This window comes from Bacillus sp. H1a (genome assembly GCF_000633475.1).
GTDB lineage: Bacteria > Bacillota > Bacilli > Bacillales > Bacillaceae_G > Bacillus_A > Bacillus_A paramycoides.
Window position 1 is genome coordinate 1 of the sequence record NZ_AYMH01000010.1, and the last position, 19,343, is coordinate 19,343.

18 protein-coding genes, 1 pseudogene and 1 other annotated feature are annotated in these 19,343 nt (G+C 36.9%); of the genes and pseudogenes, 3 read left to right on the forward strand and 16 right to left on the reverse strand.

The window, feature by feature from the left end:
- The 4 genes and pseudogenes from exsA to nadB all read right to left on the reverse strand — a co-directional run.
- Positions 1–798, reverse strand: a pseudogene (gene exsA / locus U860_RS0103915) (spore coat assembly protein ExsA); the annotation flags it as partial.
- Between the two features lie 223 nt (positions 799–1,021).
- Complete coding sequence (nadA, locus tag U860_RS0103920; protein ID WP_025147477.1) at positions 1,022–2,128, reverse strand: quinolinate synthase NadA; 1,107 nt, start codon at positions 2,126–2,128, stop codon at positions 1,022–1,024.
- 30 nt (positions 2,129–2,158) lie between these two features.
- On the reverse strand, positions 2,159–2,992 hold the full coding sequence (gene nadC / locus U860_RS0103925) for a carboxylating nicotinate-nucleotide diphosphorylase (RefSeq protein WP_025147478.1): 834 nt from the start codon (positions 2,990–2,992) through the stop codon (positions 2,159–2,161).
- A gap of 19 nt (positions 2,993–3,011) precedes the next feature.
- Positions 3,012–4,541, reverse strand: a complete 1,530-nt coding sequence (gene nadB, locus U860_RS0103930) for an L-aspartate oxidase (RefSeq protein WP_025147479.1) — start codon at positions 4,539–4,541, stop codon at positions 3,012–3,014.
- A 153-nt stretch (positions 4,542–4,694) separates the two neighbouring features.
- Between nadB and U860_RS0103935 the strand changes: the two genes are divergently transcribed.
- From U860_RS0103935 to U860_RS0103945, 3 genes are all read left to right on the forward strand, one after another.
- The gene (locus U860_RS0103935) at positions 4,695–5,837 is read left to right on the forward strand and encodes an IscS subfamily cysteine desulfurase (RefSeq protein WP_025147480.1); all 1,143 of its coding nucleotides are present in this window, start codon (positions 4,695–4,697) and stop codon (positions 5,835–5,837) included.
- Positions 5,837–6,379, forward strand: a complete 543-nt coding sequence (locus U860_RS0103940) for a transcription repressor NadR (protein WP_002173606.1) — start codon at positions 5,837–5,839, stop codon at positions 6,377–6,379. The genes U860_RS0103935 and U860_RS0103940 overlap by 1 nt, the downstream gene beginning before the upstream one ends.
- An 86-nt stretch (positions 6,380–6,465) precedes the next feature.
- Positions 6,466–7,113, forward strand: coding sequence for an MOSC domain-containing protein (locus U860_RS0103945; protein ID WP_025147481.1), 648 nt, complete (start codon positions 6,466–6,468; stop codon positions 7,111–7,113).
- A gap of 125 nt (positions 7,114–7,238) precedes the next feature.
- Here U860_RS0103945 and pheA read toward each other — a convergent pair whose 3' ends face one another.
- The 12 genes from pheA to U860_RS0104005 form a co-directional block, all read right to left on the reverse strand.
- A complete protein-coding gene (gene pheA / locus U860_RS0103950; RefSeq protein WP_025147482.1) occupies positions 7,239–8,090 on the reverse strand; it encodes a prephenate dehydratase in 852 nt (283 codons plus the stop codon).
- 97 nt (positions 8,091–8,187) lie between these two features.
- Positions 8,188–10,101, reverse strand: coding sequence for an ABC transporter permease (locus U860_RS0103955; protein WP_025147483.1), 1,914 nt, complete (start codon positions 10,099–10,101; stop codon positions 8,188–8,190).
- 49 nt (positions 10,102–10,150) lie between these two features.
- Positions 10,151–12,073: an ABC transporter permease gene (locus tag U860_RS0103960; protein ID WP_025147484.1), complete on the reverse strand. Its 1,923-nt coding sequence runs from the start codon at positions 12,071–12,073 to the stop codon at positions 10,151–10,153.
- Positions 12,048–12,824 carry an ABC transporter ATP-binding protein gene (locus U860_RS0103965; RefSeq protein WP_025147485.1) on the reverse strand — a complete coding sequence of 259 codons (777 nt, stop codon included), beginning with the start codon at positions 12,822–12,824 and terminating at the stop codon, positions 12,048–12,050. The genes U860_RS0103960 and U860_RS0103965 overlap by 26 nt, the downstream gene beginning before the upstream one ends.
- Before the next feature lie 93 nt (positions 12,825–12,917).
- Positions 12,918–14,000: a HAMP domain-containing histidine kinase gene (locus U860_RS0103970; protein WP_025147486.1), complete on the reverse strand. Its 1,083-nt coding sequence runs from the start codon at positions 13,998–14,000 to the stop codon at positions 12,918–12,920.
- Positions 13,990–14,697, reverse strand: a complete 708-nt coding sequence (locus tag U860_RS0103975; protein ID WP_025147487.1) for a response regulator transcription factor — start codon at positions 14,695–14,697, stop codon at positions 13,990–13,992. The genes U860_RS0103970 and U860_RS0103975 overlap by 11 nt, the downstream gene beginning before the upstream one ends.
- Positions 14,698–14,910: 213 nt before the next feature.
- A complete protein-coding gene (gene obgE, locus U860_RS0103980) occupies positions 14,911–16,197 on the reverse strand; it encodes a GTPase ObgE (RefSeq protein WP_000497121.1) in 1,287 nt (428 codons plus the stop codon).
- The gene (locus tag U860_RS0103985) at positions 16,197–16,745 is read right to left on the reverse strand and encodes a sporulation initiation phosphotransferase B (RefSeq protein WP_025147488.1); all 549 of its coding nucleotides are present in this window, start codon (positions 16,743–16,745) and stop codon (positions 16,197–16,199) included. The genes obgE and U860_RS0103985 overlap by 1 nt, the downstream gene beginning before the upstream one ends.
- A 63-nt stretch (positions 16,746–16,808) precedes the next feature.
- Positions 16,809–17,099 (reverse strand): 50S ribosomal protein L27, encoded by a 291-nt coding sequence (gene rpmA, locus U860_RS0103990; RefSeq protein ID WP_000944957.1) that lies wholly within the window; start codon positions 17,097–17,099, stop codon positions 16,809–16,811.
- Between the two features lie 3 nt (positions 17,100–17,102).
- Positions 17,103–17,447 carry a ribosomal-processing cysteine protease Prp gene (locus tag U860_RS0103995; protein WP_001993153.1) on the reverse strand — a complete coding sequence of 115 codons (345 nt, stop codon included), beginning with the start codon at positions 17,445–17,447 and terminating at the stop codon, positions 17,103–17,105.
- Positions 17,448–17,458: 11 nt separating this feature from the next.
- Positions 17,459–17,767 carry a 50S ribosomal protein L21 gene (gene rplU / locus U860_RS0104000; protein WP_000270907.1) on the reverse strand — a complete coding sequence of 103 codons (309 nt, stop codon included), beginning with the start codon at positions 17,765–17,767 and terminating at the stop codon, positions 17,459–17,461.
- Between the two features lie 14 nt (positions 17,768–17,781).
- Positions 17,782–17,859: a sequence feature (ribosomal protein L21 leader region), on the reverse strand.
- 77 nt (positions 17,860–17,936) lie between these two features.
- Positions 17,937–19,325 (reverse strand): Rne/Rng family ribonuclease, encoded by a 1,389-nt coding sequence (locus U860_RS0104005; protein ID WP_025147489.1) that lies wholly within the window; start codon positions 19,323–19,325, stop codon positions 17,937–17,939.
- Between the last annotated feature and the right edge of the window lie 18 nt (positions 19,326–19,343).

Here is a 19,343-nt window from a genome sequence, read left to right on the forward strand (position 1 = left end):
TATGTTTCCTACATTTTCTTTCTTCACTTGCGGTGATACTATGTTTCCTACATTTTCTTTCTTTACTTGCGGTGATACATTTCCTATATTTTCTTTTTTCGTTTGCGGGGAAATGATGTTGTTAGGTTTCATTTTATTAATTTGAGGAGCAATTAACTCGCTTCCCTTTTTTATTACGTCTGAAATTTTATATTCTTTTTTCGGTTTAATCGGCGGTTGCGGCGGCTGCGGTAATACATTAACAGAAAATTTAGTGCTCTCTTTCGTAGTCGGTTTTGGTTTTTCTACTTTCTCTACAACAGGTGGTTTTTGAATGACAGGCGGCTTCTCAACTGGCTTTTCTTTTTGAATTGGTGTTTCTTTTTGCACTTCTTTTTGCGGCTTCACCTGTATTTCTTTTTGTGGTTTCACTTGCATTTCCTTTTGCGGTTTTACCTGCATTTCTTTTTGTGGTTTTACCTGCATTTCTTTTTGCGTTTGTTGCATAGCTGGTTGCTGTGTAATAGGTGCTGATTGATACGTAACTTCTTCTTCATCTTCTATTCCGAGTGGAGTTGGTGTTGATGCAAACTCTTTTTGCTGCACCTCTTTTACATATTGTTTCGGAGGCGCTGAACCCGATCCAGCCTGTTGTTTCACATGAACGCTGCTCGATGGTACTTTAATTTTCATCCCTGGCATAATAAGGTCTGGATTACTAAGTTGTGTATTTGTTTTCTTTAGCGTTTCAAAATCCACTCCGTACTTTTTCGCAATTTTCCAAAGGGTATCCCCTTTTTGCACGATATGAATTTTCAAATTTTCCCCCTCCTGTATAACTTATCTATAAGTAAAAACACTTCGAAGTAACACTTTCTAAAAAACTTAACTTCATCTACTTTTATCACTTCTTCTATTTTCAATATGGTTTGAAGTGGCATAATCATAAAAAAATCACAATGATTTCCTCAACACAATGTATGCCTATTTCACTCTTCTTATGATTGCATGCACGAAAAAAAGCAACGAGAGTCCCGTTGCTTTACACACGCTCTAACATACGATTCAATGCAAGAACCGCCTCTTTTGTTACTTGCTTATTTACACGAATAACATTGATTTGTTCTCCTCTTTCTATATTCTCAAGCGCCCATAACAGGTGGGGTAAATCAATCCGGTTCATCGTTAAACAAGGACACATAAACGGATTTAGAGAAATAATTTCTTTATCTGGATGTTGCTGAATAATTCGATTCACTAAATTCATCTCTGTACCAATCGCCCATTGACTTCCCGCTGGAGCTGCTTCAATCATATCAATAATATATTTCGTCGACCCTGCATAATCAGACGCATCAACAACTTCATAACAACATTCAGGGTGAACAATAATATTCATATCCGGATGGTTTTTTCGCACACTTTCAATATTTTTTACAGTAAAGTTTTGATGAACAGAACAATGGCCTTTCCATAAAATCACTTGAATTTCTTCTATAGCTCCATCGTACTCTAGTGAATCTGTATGCGGGTTCCACACTGCCATTTTCTCTAAAGGAATACCTAAATCGTACGCTGTATTTCTCCCTAAATGTTGGTCTGGTAAAAAGACGAGACGCTCTTTTTGGGTAAACGCCCAAGACACCATTTGTTTTGCATTAGAAGAGGTTACTGTTGCCCCTCCATTACGACCGCAAAATGCTTTAATCGCAGCTGTTGAATTTACATACGTTAACGGAATCATCGTATCCCCAAATAACTTTGTAAGCTCTTTCCACGCTCTTTCTGTTTGTTCAATATCTGCCATATCCGCCATAGAGCAGCCGGCACGCATATCTGGTAAGATGACAACTTGATCATCTGTTGTTAACATGTCTGCCGTTTCTGCCATAAAGTGCACACCACAAAATACAATATATTTTGCCTCTTTATTACTCGCTGCAACTTGTGCAAGTTGCAACGAGTCCCCTGCTGCGTCTGAAAATTGCACCACTTCATCTTTTTGATAATGATGCCCTGGAATAAATAGTAATTCCCCCATTTTTTCTTTAATTTCGCGAACACGCTCTTCCATTTCTAATGTAGACATCGTTTGATAACGCTCCGGTAACATTACTTCAATTGGCTGAACTTTCTCTAAAATACCCATTTACGATTCTCCCCCTCTAAACCACTCTCATTAAGACTCAATATTAAAACTAATATCAAGTGCTTTCACTGAATGTGTTAACGCTCCAAGTGAAATATAATCTACCCCTATTTTTCCGTATTTCGATAAATCTTCAATTGTAATGCCACCTGAAGCCTCCGTAACGATAGCACTCGGTACAAGTTTTGAAAACTCACGAATCTCTTCTGGCGTGCGGTTATCGAACATAATAACATCTGCGCCAGCCTCTACCGCTTCTCTCACTTGCGCCTCCGTCTCTGTTTCAACTTCTACTTTTACCATATGCCCTAATCTTTCTTTCACTGTCGTAACAGCCTTTGTAATAGACCCCGCAAACGCAATATGATTATCTTTAATCATGACCCCATCATACAAACCGAAGCGGTGGTTAAACCCGCCTCCGCACACTACCGCATACTTATCAAACATGCGCAATCCTGGCATCGTTTTTCTCGTATCACAAATACGCGTGTAATTGCTATCTAACGTAAGAACTGCTTTACGAGTCATCGTTGCTACACCGCTCATACGCTGAATGATATTCAATATAACGCGCTCCGCTGTTAATAAAGACGCAATAGGCCCTTGTGCCGTTGCTATAATTTCACCTTTTTCTACTAAGTCCCCATCTTTTTTATGGAGTGCAACTTCAATTTTTTCATCGATTAGTTTAAAGCCCTCTTCTATTACTAAACTCCCTGCAAAGACCCCTGAATCCTTTACAAGAAACGTTCCTTTCGCAAGTGCATTATCAGGAAAGATAAACTGAGATGTTACATCTCTTTCTCCTATATCTTCTAGAAAAAATCTATTTAATGCTTCCTTAACCTTTAACGTGTTCATAAAACCCCTCTTCCCCTCATTAAACAAGTTGTAGTTTTCTTCTCACTCGAATAATCTCTTTCCTTACTTTATTTCTTTCTGGATAATCACTGCGGTAATGACCACCAATACTTTCTTCTCTTTGTAAAGCTGATACTGTTATAAGCTCACAAACCGTTAACATATTAATAAGCGTTATCTCTTCATTTGTAAGTGCATCATATTGTAATATCATATTTTGCACACCGTACCTACTAAACCATCTCTTAGCATATGATAAACTTTTCTCAGTTCGTACAATCCCAACGTACTTCATCATGTATTCTTGTATTTCTTCTTTCAACGGTAAATCATTAAGAGCTATAAAGCTTTTTTCTCTCTCTTCTGATACATTTTTTCTTTCTTGTACTGGTCTAGCTAAAATATGTTTTCCTATTCTTCTTCCAAACACTAGACCTTCTAATAATGAATTACTCGCCAATCTGTTCGCACCGTGAACCCCATTACAAGCCACTTCGCCGACTGCATATAAATTTGGAATAGACGTCTCGCCGTCACAATTCGTCTTCACGCCGCCCATATGAAAATGAGCACCAGGTACGACTGGAATCCGATTTTCTTTTAGATTAACACCATTCTTTTTACATAATGATGAGACGGTTGGAAAACGCTGTTCAAAGTTTTGAATGGATGCAATGTTCAAATACACCTTTTCGCCTGCTAGGAGTTGTTCGTGAATAGCCCTTGCCACTACATCACGCGGTGCGAGATCTTTCCCAGGATGTATCTCCATCATAAAACGCTGTCCTTTTCCATTTATAAGGACAGCTCCTTCACCACGGACTGCTTCAGAAACAAGACCACAACATCGCCCGCCCACATATAACATCGTCGGATGAAATTGTACAAATTCTAAATCAACAAGTTCTCCCCCAGCTCGATAGATCATCGCAAGTCCATCGCCTGTAATTGTCTCATCATTCGACGTAAAGGCGTACAAGCTACCAATTCCACCTGATGCTAACACTGTATAATCAGCATAGTAGCGCTTCAGCTTCCCTTCACTATTTCGTGTTAAAGCCCCTATACATTTATTATTTTCCATAATAAAATCGAGCACCATTTCTTGCTCAACGACAGTAACGTATGGAGCTACTTCTTGAATTAAATGTTCTAATAAATTTTTACCAGTTGCATCTCCTCCCGCATGTAAAATACGACGTTTTCGATGCGCTCCTTCTTTACCAAGGTGGAGCCCTTTTTCATCCCCATCAAATTCCATCCCATTTGTAATCAGTTTACTTATTTCTTTCGGCCCTTCTTCAACTAAATACCGAACTGCTTCTTCATTGTTATAATGACAACCTGCCACTAATGTATCTTCAAAATGCCCACTCGGATTGTCATATGCAGCAACAGCTGCTGCAATTCCTCCTTGGGCTAAATGTGTATTGTTATTGCGTCCTGTTTTTTTTGTGATAATTATCACATTCTTTTCGTGACAAAGCTCTTTCGCAACACGAAGTGCCGCAACGCCACTTCCAATAATTAAGACATCTGCACTTGGCATAATTATTGCCTCCTACTTTACACTTTTCAACTGTCTTGACACCTATATTTACATAGTTTTAAAATAATGACAAGAGTTTTTTTACAATTCTTATTTTCACTACCATTCTAAAAACAAAAATTAATATCACTCTTACTGAAGAGAGGAAATTACATAATGATATATCTTGATTATGCAGCGACAACACCTATGAGCGAAGAAGCTTTAGAAACATATATACAAGCAACAAAGAAATATTTCGGAAATGAACAAAGTTTACACGATATCGGTGGAAGTGCCTCGTCTTTATTACAAGCTTGTAGAGAAACATTTGCAGAAATGATTGGGGGTAAAGAACAAGGTGTATTCTTTACAAGCGGCGGTTCAGAATCTAACTACCTTGCGATTCAATCACTTCTAAATGCTAGGAATGGGAAGCATATTATTACGACACCTATGGAACACGCATCGATTCGAAGTTATTTTCACTCCTTACAATCGCAAGGCTATACGATTACTGAAATCCCCGTTGATAAAAGCGGGCTAATTCATTTAGTAGATTTAGAAGCAGTTATTACAGAAGATACTGTTCTAGCAAGTATACAGCATGGAAACTCTGAAATCGGGACCGTTCAAAACATTGCAGAGATTGGAGCACTTTTAAAAAAATATAATGTTTTATTTCATTCGGATTGTGTTCAAACATTTGGTAAACTTCCAATAGACGTTACAGCGATGGAGATTGATAGTCTCTCTGTTTCAGCACATAAAATTTACGGCCCAAAAGGAGTCGGAGCTTGCTATATAAATCCGCAAGTTCGTTGGGAACAAATATTTCCTGGAACCTCTCATGAAAAAGGATTTCGCCCAGGTACAGTGAATGTACCTGGGATTGCCGCTTTTTTAACAGCCGCAGAGCATATATTAAAGAATCAAAAGGAAGAGAGCTTTCGTTTTAAACAATTACGATCTTATTTTTTAGAGCAATTACAAACACTTCCTCTAGAAATTGAAGTGGAAGGACATTCTACTTCTTGTTTACCACATATTATTGGGGTTACAATAAAAGGAATAGAAGGTCAGTATGCGATGTTAGAATGTAACCGTCATGGTATTGCCATTTCGACTGGAAGTGCTTGCCAAGTCGGTAAACAAGAACCTTCAAAGACAATGCTCGCAATTGGAAGAACGTATGAAGAGGCAAAACAATATGTTCGCTTTTCTTTCGGACATCACACAACGAAAGAACAAATTGATACAACTATTCATGCACTACACACAATTGGAAATCAATTTTATAGAGGTGTTAAATCATAATGAAACAAAATGATCAAAAAAAGATTTTAGGTGAAGAAAGACGACAGCTCATTCTGCAATGGCTTCTTGCTGCAAATGAACCGTTATCAGGAAGTGAACTATCTAAAAAAACGAATGTAAGTAGGCAAGTTATCGTTCAAGATATTTCCTTACTAAAAGCACGAAATGAACCAATTATTGCGACTGCACAAGGGTATTTATATTTAAAACCACAAGCGAAACAACAAGCTTTTGAACGTGTAATCGTATGCCAACATAAACCAGCAGAAGTACGTCAAGAACTTACAATGTTAGTTGACCACGGCGTTACGATTAAAGACGTAAAAGTTGAGCATCCTGTATACGGTGACTTAACAGCATCGATTATGGTAAGTAATCGCTTTGATGTAGAGCAATATTTACAAAAAATCGAAAACACAAACGCTTCTTACCTTTCTCAGCTAACAGATGGCATTCACTTACATACAATTGAAGCAGATTCTAAAGAAAAATTAGATGCAGCTTGCGATGCACTAGATCGAGCTGGATTTCTCGTTTATTAATGTACAGCACAGAGTTTTTCATCAATCTCTGTGCTTTTATTTTTTAAATGATATAATATTGTAATCAATTGTAAAGGAGATCAACTATGGGAATTGAACTCGTTCACTTTAGCATTGGCAAACCGAAACAAATGAAATATAGCGAAGATAAAGAAATGATTACTGGTATATGTAAAGAGCTTACAGAAGAAGCTTTTCTCTCAAAAGAAGGCTTCCGTGGTGATGATGTAGCGGATTTAAAACATCACGGCGGACCTGATCGTGCGGTTTGTGTGTATCCATATGAACATTACGCACTATGGGAAAAGGAATTTCAAACAACGCTCCCAGCTTCCACATTTGGCGAAAACATTACCGTAACAAATTTGTTAGAGCGTGATGTTTGCATCGGAGATACATATCAACTAGGCGAAGCAATCATTCAAGTGACACAAGCTCGCGTACCTTGTAGCACAATTTCAAAACGTCTTGGCATTCCAGGCATTTTACCACGCATTGTAGCAACTGGATATACCGGCTACTTATGCCGTGTTCTTCAAGAAGGTACCGTACGTAAAGATTCTAAAATTACATTACTAGAACGTCAACCGAGCAATGTTTCTGTTTCTTTCTCTAACGAAATCTATTTTCATAATAGAAAAGATAGAGATGGCATTGAGAAGATTCTTGCTGTCCCAGAACTAGCTGATGTTTGGCGTGAGCAGTTAGAGGATCGTCTTGCGAAGTTAATATAAAAAATCCCACCCTTTACTGGTGGGATTTTACTAATCTAGCACAAAGTATACTATTAAATGAAATTATATCAGCGATTCGACATGAAATATCGACTTACTGACAAATACCGACATACCATCCACCTCTACAACCAATAAGAAGAATAACTCCCCAGCACAGTAACAGAAAACCCGAGTGCTTCAAGTTCCATCGTTACGCCTGGCAATAATACATCATCATATGCTTTATCTACATCGATTAGGAAAAAGTAATTGCCAAGACCTGTTTTCATCGGGCGAGATTCGATTTTTGATAAGTTTAATTTTCTCCATGCGAAAGCTGATAACACTTGATATAGCGCTCCTGCATAATCCGCAGGTAACGTTATCATAAGCGTTGTTTTCTCTCCGCGGTTTTCTCCGTTATTTGGGAGTGCCGCTCTTTTTTTCTTATGCAAGACAAGAAAACGTGTATGATTGTTTTTATGCGTATGAATGTCACGCCTTACAATTGTTAATCCGTACTTTTCTGCCGCTGCCTCATTTGCAATAGCCGCAATTTTTTCTTCGGGATGTTCTTTCACATATTGTGCAGCTGCGCTTGTTGATGTCATATCTCGAACCGTTATGCCTTTTAATTCCTCATTTAAAAACTTATGACACTGTGCAATAGCATGTGGATGAGAATGTACAGCGTATACTTCTTTCCATGCTTCTTCATAATACGGATGCACAAGTAAATGTTGCTGAATTGGCACTGTAATTTCTCCTACAATAGAAAGCGGCTGCTCATGTACAAGATAGTCAACCGTTATATTAACCGAACCTTCTATGGCGTTCTCTAACGGTACAACCGCATAATCTACATTTTCATTTGCAGCTGCATCAATACAATCCGGAATCGTCCGATACGGTACATGCTCTGCTTCCGGAAAAAAACGACTCACCGCCATATTTGTAAATGTTGCCTCTGGTCCTAAATATCCTACTCGAATCATCGTCTTTTCCCTCTCTTTTTCGTTTTCTTACTGTTATACCATAATTTTTTATATTCTTCTATGTAAATTTCGAATATTTAAAAAAGACTAGTATTCGCTAGTCTATATGTTTTCTATATTCTCTTTGAGCGAAGAAGAAATAAATGATACATGCAGCAATATAAAACAGAATGAACAAGCATACTTTTCTTAATGACCCATCCATAAAGACAGTATTATGAAACGTATATAACGCAACTGCACTATGCATACTCCCTACTATAATTGGCGCAAAAAATAGCATACATAATTGCCAACGAGAAATCTTCCACACTTCTTCCTTCGTCATTCCAAGTTTAGAGAGCGCACCATACTGCTTACGATCCGATGAAATATTATGAAACCATTTAAAATATACGATACTACATGACGTAAGAAAGAATAATATACTAATGAATGAGCCTACAAATAGAGTAATATCACCGAACTCTTTCATATTCACATATAACTCCATATTACTTCGAAATGCATCATTTGTATTTTGTTTCATATGTTTCCGTAAATCTTCGTTTAATTCCTTCGTATTTTCGATATTTGGTAATGTATAACCTCTATATATCATTTTTTCAGAATCCGGAATTGTATTTGCTATACTGTTAAAATCTTCATCATTCATGACGAAAAACAGGCCATTAATGTGCGAAGGGTGATAGTTAAATTGCACCCCTTCTTTCTGACCATTAAATGCGAATTGATGCGTTTGATTCATTACTTGTAATTGAATCTCTTTTTGATTATACACATTCGGATGATTGTATTTATTATAATAAACAAGTGTAACTGTTCCTTTTTTAGGATGATACGTTTTCTGTTTTTGTTTTCTTGCCTCTTGATTGTATTCACTTTCCTTTATAAGCGGTGCTACTTCTGTTTCTCCTTTATTAGACTGAAAGGATGCATACACTCCAACAAAACTCATAGATTGAAAATCATCATACCCATATTGATGCAGTAATTTTTCAACCGCACCTTCCTCAAAGACTTCATGAGAAAAAGTACCTTTTTCTATGTAAGAAAACGAGTGCACTCCTCCATCTCGCCACATATCTTGCATGCTAGAAAAATATAAGAACACCGTACCTGTTGCCGTAACTACAAACGTTGTTGCCATAGACAGCATAAAGAAAAAGCGACCATTTTCCTTCATTCGATGTGACAATTGATTCACTATAAATAAATACGGATATGTATACATAATCTTTTTATTTCGTTTTATCATTTCTAATACTTGGGTAGCGCCATGTGTAAAAGAAAAGTACGTTCCGAAAAAGACAAGTATAGACACAGGAAAAAAGTATAACGCTATCGTTGGCATCGTTGCATTTAGCGCTAAGGCATACCCTATCCCTAAGCAAACGAAACCGAATAAACAAAGCCACTTTGATGTTTTTGCTTCTCTTTTATCCGTACGAAATTCTTTTAATAACCGAATTACTTTTATATTCCATATGCGTAAAGCACTTATAAAAGATAAGACAATAAAAACGACCATATATGTAACAAACGTTACACCAATCGCTCTCATATCAAATATGACAGGGAGTTCTTTCGGAAGGCGAAGTAACATACTAAACACCATAAAAAAGAGTTTCAAAAAGATCATGCCAAGCCCAATACCGAAAATATTAGCGAAAATCCCAATTAATATTTGCTCGGTCATAATCACTCCTATTACGTTAGACTTCGTCGCTCCCATTAACATATATAATCCTAATTCTTTCTTACGTGCTTCTATGAAAATAGAAGTAGAATACAAAATAAATATGACGAAAAAAGAAATAATTATAATGTTACATATGATAAGTCCCCAGCGTACATTTTGATACCACATCGTCTCTTGCATATACGGATGTACAATGACAGACATGTATGCATAAGAAGCAAATATTGCAAAACAACTACTTAAGAAAAACACTTTATAATTACGCCAATTCCCCTTTATATTTTGCATCGCTAGTTGCCGAATGTTCATCTACCGTCCTCCTGTAACTTACTACATAGGTAAAAAGCTAGAGGTTGCCCTAGCTTTTTACGTGTTTTAAATATCCTCTTTGAGCGATCATAAAGTAAATTGCAGAAGCTAAAATATATGCTCCAATTACAATCACACCTGATTTCCATAAATCGATATAAAGCATTTTTCCTAACGTATGAAGAGCAAATCCACTATGAATTGCACCGATCAAAATCGGGATAAAGAAGATAACGCCCATTTGTCGAATCGCAATTTTACGGATTTCTTTATCTGTCATGCCAATTCTTTTTAATGATTTAAATTGAATACGATCTTGTTCTTTATCGTTAAACCATTTAAAGTATGTCATACTACAAGCGAAGAAGAAGAACAATACTGCTACGAAGAAACCGATGAACATTGTAATTGCTCCGGATTCTCTTATATCTTTATAAGCAAACACTGAATTTTTCAGTTCTCCTTGCTTTTCTGGCGCAATTTCTTTTTTCAAATCTAGCACAAGATTTTCGGTACTTTTCCAATCTTCAATATAATACCCATAATATTTCGTCTTTTCTCCATCTGGTACGAGCTTTGCATATTTCTCAAAGTCTTGATCATTCACAATAATATATTCATCATCATTAAAAACAGAATATGAAGTTGGTTCATTTAACTGAACAGACTGTTTTTGCCCATTAATTGCAATTTCATATGGCTTCGTACGATCTATCTTCACTAGATCATTTGTCATATCACTCATGATCATCGTCGCACTACCTGGTGCATTATGAACTTCTCTAACTTCTTCCCTTTTTTGTTTGCGTACTTCCGCATTATATGCTTTCTCTGAAATAATCGCCGTTGGCACTTCATGTTCACTGTTAAAAAACGTTATTTTCTGTGTAGCAGGTAGTTTTACGTAGGTTATTTTTCGTGCATCTTCAAACCCATTCTTTTTTAATAATCCTTGTACTTTCTCCTCGTTAATAATGGTATGCGTATTTACACCCTTTTCTTCATATGAGATAGCATGTGGCATAAGGTCTACCGTTTTTGCACTCATATTTTCAAAATATACATAAAGCGTACCAACTGCTGAAGAAACAACCGCCGTAATAATAGAAATGACAAATAGAAAACGAGCATTATCTTTCATTTTATAAATAAGATTACTAAGGACAAACATATTTGGATACGTATAGAAAGATTGCTTTCTTTTTTGCAATGCTTTTAATACAACTGTACTTCCTTGTGTAAATAGTAAATACGTTCCGCCAATTGTCAGCCCTACAATCGGTAAGAAATACATCAGAAAATTCATAATTGTCACTTGGAAACAAAGGACGTATGCAGCAATGATACATCCTATACCGGCTACACATAACCATGTAAATGCAAAAGGCTCCACTTTTTGTTTTCTTGCTTCTCTTAATAAATCAATAATTTGCAAGCGTCCTACTGTCCAAACACTAAACAATGATAATATTAAAAAGAGAATAAAGTACACACCAGCTGTAATAAGAATTGCTTTACTATTCCACACAAGCGGAAGTGTTTTATCAACCTTTAGTAATACACTCAGTACTTGGAAAAACAGTTTTGAACAAAGCATTCCAATTCCAATACCTGCTACAATGGCAATACTACCTAACATCAATTGTTCTAATATAATCATTCTGCCAAGTTGAGACTTCGTTCCGCCTATTAACGTTAATAAGCCAAACTCTTTTTTTCTTGCTCGTAAAAACGTTGAATTTGCATATAAAATAAAGAGTGCTGAGAAGATGACTACAATATAATTCATCGATTCTAATCCTTTTGTAATCATCGTCCTCATACTAATATTACCGCTTACGACATCTGGATGATAAATGAAGGAAGCATACATGAAAAATACTACGATTGATAAACAACTACTAATAAGGAATGCTTTATAATTACGCCAATTTCCTTTTACGTTATTAAGCGCGAGCTGGCGAAAGTTCATGATATTCTCCTCCTAGCATCGCAAGTACGTCTAAAATTTCTTGGAAAAAGGCTTGCTTCGTTCTTCCTTTATGTATCTCTGAGAAAATTTCTCCATCGCGAATGAAGAGGATGCGTTCGCAATAACTAGCTGCTACTGGATCGTGCGTTACCATTGCAATTGTCACTTTCTTTTGCTCATGTAAATCTTGCAGAGCACCCATTAATGATTTCGCAGACTTAGAGTCTAAGTTTCCTGTTGGCTCATCTGCTAAAATTAATGTTGGGTCATGAATAATTGCTCTCGCTGCTGCCGCGCGCTGTTGTTGTCCTCCTGATACTTCATATACTTTTTTATTTAAAATTTCTTCGATGTTTAAAAACTTCGCAATTTCAAGTACTTTCGCATCAATTTCTTTTACAGATTTCTTCGCCATAACAAGTGGTAAAATAATATTTTCTTTAATCGATAACGTATCAAGTAAGTTGAAATCTTGGAAGATGAATCCTAAATGTGTACGGCGAAATTCCGCTAATTTTGCAGCACGCATTTGATTAATTTCTTCACCATTTACAAGCACATGACCTGAAGTTTGCTTATCAATTGTCGCTAATAAATTTAAAAGCGTTGTTTTTCCGCTCCCTGAAGGACCCATAATTCCTACAAATTCGCCTTCTTCTATTTTAAAATTTATATCATTTAAAGCAGTCGTCGCTACTGAACCTTTTGATTGGTACACCTTTGTTAACCCTTTTACTTCAAGAACACTCATTTCTAATCCCCCTATGTGTTTTCTTCTTACATTTACTATAAGAAAAATAAGAAAAAGAAACGAGTGATTTCCCTTACAAAACGTTTTGTTATCTTACAGTTTTGTCATTTTTCTCATTAGTGTATGATATTCCTCATCTTTTACAAATTGGAACGTAAACGTTGTCCCCTCACCTTCTGTTGATTTTACATAAATTCCATGATGTAAATTATCGCAAATTTCTTTCGTAATATATAAGCCCATTCCAGTTGCTTCCCTCGTTTTACGGCCGTTTACTCCCGTAAAGAACGGATCAAATATACGCTTCACATCTTGTTCTGGAATACCGATTCCATTGTCCCTAATATGTAGTAACACCTTTTGATCCTTCTCTTCAATTTGAAATTGAATTTCTTTTTTCTCTGCTTCTGAAATTTTTGTATACTTAATTGCATTTACAACAATTTGGCCCATAGCGATACTAAGCCACTTTCTATCAGACGCAATCATACAAGTCTCTTCTTCAAACATAAGTTTCGGAAATACAGAAGATTGAATGAACGACTTCCGATTTTCATTAATAATATCTCGAATGACATCTATAACATTTACTACCTCTACTTTATAATCCTTCGCAAACTGATCTAATCTTGCCATATGTAACGCTAAATCTAAGCCATTTAAAATACGGTTATTTTCTTCACGAATACTTTCAATCGTTCCTCTTGCTTCCCGGTGTTCCTTACCATATTTCTGTAACAATAATTCAATAACAGATACCGGTGTTTTCATTTGATGAATCCATTGGTTCATAAAAATCATTTGCTGTTGTTCTTTCGCATGCTGCTTATGAACTTCATTCATATATTGCTGCCTTAGCAACGTGAACGCTTCAACGACCATTTCTTGCTCTAATGTGTATGAAGCATCTATGAGTAAGGAATCGTGTAATGTATGTCCACCGGCAATATACTGTTCTATTCTTTTTAAAAACACACTTCTTTTTCGGTAATCGTAAATAAGGTATACACTAAACACAACTGTTCCTAATAAAAGTCCATATAGCCACGTACTCCAGTCCAATGACCTCTTTTCTAAAAGACTTTGTAACTGCAGTACAAGCCCAAATAAACAAAGGCTTATAATGTAAGAAAGGATTAAGGAAAAACGGTCTATGAGGTAGCTTTTAACCTTCATGCCCTTCGCCCCACTCTGTAAGAAGCGCATAACCGTACCCACGTTTTGTTACAATAGCATTTTTAATACCTAGTTCCTCTAGCTTCTTTCTTACACGCTTTACATTTACGGTTAATGTATTATCATCAACAAAAGCTACTTCATCCCATAAGGCCTCTAACAACTCTTCACGTGTTACGTATTGATTTGCTTGTTTCATTAAACATTCTAATAAATAAAATTCATTTTTTGTAAGTTCCGTTTGTTGACCTTTCCACTCTACTGTGTGCTGTGATGGGAATAATAACAATCCATTAACACCTAAACAGTCACTTTCCGCGGCCAAAGCATACTCACCGTATCCGCGGCGAAGTGCACTTTTCACCTTTGCCATTACGATATCTAAATGGAATGGCTTTGTAATGTAATCATCTCCGCCATTCTCAATCGCCATGACTTGATCCATTTCTCCTGTTCTTGCAGAGACAAAAATAATTGGTGCATTCGATACTGTGCGAATTTGGCGACACCAATAGAAGCCATCAAAATACGGTAAATTAATATCGAGTAACACGAGATGCGGATTTACTTTTACAAACGCATCTTTTATATGACGTAAATCGCTCGCTCTAAATGATTGATATCCATACCTTTCTAAATGCTCCTCTAATATCTCTGCAATTTTTTCATCATCTTCTACAATTAATATTTTATACATATTTCTTTTACTCCCCATAAAATATTCTTCTAAAATCACTCCTTTTTCTATTATAAATTGAAAATTTAATTAGTGGGGATTTTTTCCTATCTCCACTTATTTTTAACTAGTAGCCCGATTCCCACCTAACTTCTTTACATCCCCTAGTTTTGAAGTGGAGTTTTACTTTCCTCAAATAGTAGAATAAAAAAAGACCGCCGTATTTCGGCAGTCTTAATCGATAAATTCAAATTCATATTCAAGAATTTTTACAATATCTCCGTCTTTTGCACCACGTGCACGAAGCGCTTCATCAATACCCATTCCGCGCATTTGACGAGCGAAACGACGTATAGATTCATCACGTGAGAAGTCTGTCATTTTGAATGTCTTCTCGATATCGTAACCAGAAATAACAAACGTGCCGTCACTTTCACGTGTAATTTCAAATTTAAGACTTTCAGCATCAAATTTGTACATTACACTTGCTTCAGACTCCTCGACAACATCGTACATTGGGAATTCTGGTGTTGTTTCTAATAAGTTCGCTACTTCAAATAGTAAATCACGAACACCTTGTTTCGTTACAGCTGAGATTGGGAAGATTTTTACTTCGTCTCCCACTTTCTCTTTAAATGCTTGTAAGTTTTCTTCCGCATCTGGCATATCCATTTTGTTTGCAACAACAACTTGTGGACGCTCTGTTAAACGCATATTGTATTCTTTTAATTCATTATTGATTGTGACATAATCTTCATATGGCTCACGGCCTTCTAAACCAGACATATCGATAACATGCACAATTACACGTGTACGTTCGATATGACGTAAGAATTGGTGTCCAAGTCCGACGCCAGCGTGTGCGCCTTCAATTAGTCCAGGAAGGTCAGCCATAACGAAGCTGCGGTTATCACCAGTTTCAACAACACCAAGATTTGGAACGATTGTTGTAAAGTGATACTCTGCAATTTTCGGACGCGCTGATGATACAACAGATAATAATGTAGATTTACCTACACTTGGGAATCCAACAAGTCCAACATCTGCTAGCACTTTAAGTTCTAGAATGACATCACGTTCTTGACCTGGTTCCCCGTTCTCAGCGATTTCAGGCGCTGGGTTTGTCGCTGTTGCGAAACGTGAGTTACCACGGCCACCACGGCCACCTCTTGCGATTACAGCTGTTTGTTCATGCGTTACTAAATCGGCAAGAATTTGACCTGTTTTTTCATCTTTTACTATTGTTCCTGGTGGAACCTTTACGATTAAATCTTCTGATTTACGACCGTGCTGACCTTTACTCATTCCGTGCTGACCGCGATCAGCTTTGAAATGACGTTGGTAGCGGAAGTCCATTAATGTACGTAAGCCTTCCTCAACAACGAAAACAACATCTGCACCTTTACCACCGTCGCCACCTGCTGGGCCACCTTTAGGTACATACTTCTCACGACGATACGCAACCATTCCGTTACCACCGTCGCCGCCTTTTACATATATCTTGACCTGATCTACAAACATTATTTCACCACACTTTTTTCGATTGGTTGTAATATAACTGAGACTTCTTCGTCTCGTACTGTATAAGAAATGGAATACCATTTATTGTTTTGGTTCGCAAGCCACGTTTGTAGTTCTTCTACATTCGTTAGCTTTCCACGAAAATCAAAAAAGAAACGAGCATTCTCCGCGTCACATTCAATTGTGATACAAACATAATTTTCAACATATACGTCTAAACTATGCTGAAGCATTAAGAAAAATTGATCCGTCCATGTACATACAGTCTCATCTAAGTGAGATAAGTTATGTAATTCTCCTAATACTTCGTACTCCAATAAGCACGGCTGCTGTTTCCAATTATATGTTAAAATCCACTCTGAAAATAAAGGCATTGATAGCCCCATCAGATTGGATTCTTGTCTCGCTTCTTGGACAAAACGATCGATGAGCCTATGAATCTCTTCCACTTTTCCAAGGGAAAGGTTTCCTTTAACCATCTGCATACGATTGAGCCAATCATGTCTCGAATGACGTAATGCATCTATAATTGTCCATTTTTCATTCATTTAGATACCCCTTAATATAGAAAAACTCTAACCTGCACTCAGGTTAGAGTTTTCCGTGAGTTCTTATGCTTCTTGAGCAACAGGATATACGCTCACTTGTTTGCGGTCACGGCCAAGACGCTCAAAGCGTACTACGCCGTCAACTTTCGCGTATAAAGTGTCATCGCCACCACGACCAACGTTAACACCTGGATAAATTTTTGTACCGCGTTGACGGTAAAGAATTGAACCACCTGAAACCGTTTGACCATCTGCGCGTTTAGCACCAAGACGTTTTGACTGAGAGTCACGACCGTTCTTTGTACTACCTACACCTTTCTTAGATGCGAAAAACTGAAGATCTAATCTTAACATACGTTACACCTCCTGCACTTTTTCTATTAAACGGATATACTTTCCGTAATCAAGTTCGATCGTCTTAAGCGAAACAACCAATCCTTCTAAAAGTATCTGTGCTTTTTCTGCTGTATGAACGTCTAAATCATTAGGCAATTCATACGTTAAGAATCCGCCATCACTTCCGAGTTCAATAGTTGCCTGCACATTACAAAGTTCTTCCACTGCATTTATAGAACCAAACACAACCGCTGTAGTTCCAGCACAGACAAGGTCTTGTCCATGTGGCGCATAATCGGCATGTCCAGTCATTTTAAATGATTGGATACTTCCTAATTTCGTGCGACTTATCGTAATTTTAATCATGTTAACCAGAATTAAGCGTTGATAGCTTCAACAACTAGCTTAGTGTAAGGTTGACGATGACCTTGTTTCTTACGATTGTTCTTTTTCGCTTTGTATTTGAAAACGATGATTTTCTTAGCGCGACCTTGTTTTTCAACTTTCGCAGTAACTGTTGCACCTTCTACAACTGGGCTACCAACTTTAACGTTTTCGCCACCAACGAAAAGAACTTTGTCAAAAGTAACAGTTTCACCAGCTTCAACATCTAATTTTTCAATGTAGATTGCTTGACCAGCTTCAACTTTAATTTGTTTTCCACCTGTTTCGATAATTGCGTACATACTTGCACCTCCTCTTAATTACTAAGACTCGCCAAAAACGAGGTAGACATAAATGCCTTTAGGGAACCTGTCTTGTGCGGTTGTAGCATATAGCCGTTTAGGTGCTATAAACTATAACATAAAGATGTTATCATGAATCATTAACTATTGTCAACAAATGTTCTGCTAACTATTTTTTCCGTTCCATTATTTCTTTTTTACTTCCGAAACGAATTACCGCATACTTCTCTACATCTTCGTCTTTGAAATAAATTTCAAACGGAATATTTTTTTGTAATTCTTTTTGTAAAAAGATTTTTTGCACCTTTTTCGAGGCACCAATCAATACAGCTTCATCCTCTATATTACCATAAGTAATAAGTTCTCTCTCTAGCTCGTACGCGATTGTTTCATTAGACATAACGTAGCCTGTCGCTTTACAAGGTGCACACTCTTCTAATAATACGTCACGTAACGAATGTTTCTTACGCTTACGTGTCATTTCTAAAATTCCTAACTCAGTAAACCCAAGCACTCTCGTATATGTACGATCATCTTGTAAAGCTAACATTAAACTCTCTCTTACCTTCTCTTTATCTTCCCGTCTTTTCATATTAATAAAATCGATTAATATCATGCCGCCAATATCACGAAGTCTTAATTGACGAGCGATCTCTTCAGCAGCTATTTCATTTGTACGAAGTACTGTATCTTGTAAATTTTGTTTTCCAGTAAACTTACCCGTATTCACATCAATTACAGTCATCGTCTCCATTTGTTCCACAATTAGATAAGCACCATTTGATAGCCAAACAATTTTTTGAAGTGCTTTCTCGATTTCACGTTCTATTCCAAAATGGTTAAACATCGAAGATTTTTCATTATACAGGGAGACTCTTTCTTTTCCGACTTTTTCTTCTAATTCTTTTACTACACTTCTCGTATCTACAACTACTTTTTCAATTGTTTCAATTGGGTTCTCCTGAAATACACGATCTAAAAACGTCGCTGGTCGATGAAGTAGTAACGGTGCTTTCCCTTGCTCTTCTTTTCTTGTTAATTCTTCATATAGTTGTTGCAGTCGCTGCATTTCAGCTTGTATTTCATCGATTGTCCCTTTTTCAGAAGCAGAACGGAATATATATCCTCCTGTCCCTTCCACTTCAATATGAAGTAACTCTTGTCTTCTCTTGTTATTTTTTATTTTCCGAGAAACAGCACGCATTTCATCATACGGCATATACACGACATATTTCCCAGTAAATTCTATCTTCGCCGTTAATTTTGGCCCTTTCGTATCAATTGCCTCTTTCACAACTTGTACAAGTATCGCCTGCCCTTCATGTATGCGATATGAAGATGGTACATCATCGTATGAAAGATATGCATGTTTTTCTAATCCGATATTTACAAAGGCTGCGTTCATTCCAGCAATTGTTCTTACGATACGTCCAACATAAATATGTCCGACAATTTCCTGCTCTTCATTACGTTTCCATAATAGTTCGACAACTTTTTGCTTCTCTTCTATCGCAACACGCTTTTCCGAACCAGTGTAGTTAATATATAACGTCTTCAAAATTCTTTCCTCACTTTT

Coding starts and splice junctions, on each gene's coding strand:
- U860_RS0103960 (WP_025147484.1), bottom strand. CDS start 12,073: ATGAACTTTCGCCAGCTCGCGCTTAATAACGTAAAAGGAAATTGGCGT.
- obgE (WP_000497121.1), bottom strand. CDS start 16,197: ATGTTTGTAGATCAGGTCAAGATATATGTAAAAGGCGGCGACGGTGGT.
- U860_RS0103985 (WP_025147488.1), bottom strand. CDS start 16,745: ATGAATGAAAAATGGACAATTATAGATGCATTACGTCATTCGAGACAT.
- U860_RS0103945 (WP_025147481.1), top strand. CDS start 6,466: ATGGGAATTGAACTCGTTCACTTTAGCATTGGCAAACCGAAACAAATG.
- pheA (WP_025147482.1), bottom strand. CDS start 8,090: ATGATTCGAGTAGGATATTTAGGACCAGAGGCAACATTTACAAATATG.
- rpmA (WP_000944957.1), bottom strand. CDS start 17,099: ATGTTAAGATTAGATCTTCAGTTTTTCGCATCTAAGAAAGGTGTAGGT.
- U860_RS0103940 (WP_002173606.1), top strand. CDS start 5,837: ATGAAACAAAATGATCAAAAAAAGATTTTAGGTGAAGAAAGACGACAG.
- U860_RS0103975 (WP_025147487.1), bottom strand. CDS start 14,697: ATGTATAAAATATTAATTGTAGAAGATGATGAAAAAATTGCAGAGATA.
- U860_RS0103965 (WP_025147485.1), bottom strand. CDS start 12,824: ATGAGTGTTCTTGAAGTAAAAGGGTTAACAAAGGTGTACCAATCAAAA.
- U860_RS0103955 (WP_025147483.1), bottom strand. CDS start 10,101: ATGAACATTCGGCAACTAGCGATGCAAAATATAAAGGGGAATTGGCGT.
- U860_RS0103995 (WP_001993153.1), bottom strand. CDS start 17,447: ATGATTAAAATTACGATAAGTCGCACGAAATTAGGAAGTATCCAATCA.
- nadB (WP_025147479.1), bottom strand. CDS start 4,541: ATGCCAAGTGCAGATGTCTTAATTATTGGAAGTGGCGTTGCGGCACTT.
- rplU (WP_000270907.1), bottom strand. CDS start 17,767: ATGTACGCAATTATCGAAACAGGTGGAAAACAAATTAAAGTTGAAGCT.
- nadA (WP_025147477.1), bottom strand. CDS start 2,128: ATGGGTATTTTAGAGAAAGTTCAGCCAATTGAAGTAATGTTACCGGAG.
- U860_RS0103970 (WP_025147486.1), bottom strand. CDS start 14,000: ATGAAGGTTAAAAGCTACCTCATAGACCGTTTTTCCTTAATCCTTTCT.
- nadC (WP_025147478.1), bottom strand. CDS start 2,992: ATGAACACGTTAAAGGTTAAGGAAGCATTAAATAGATTTTTTCTAGAA.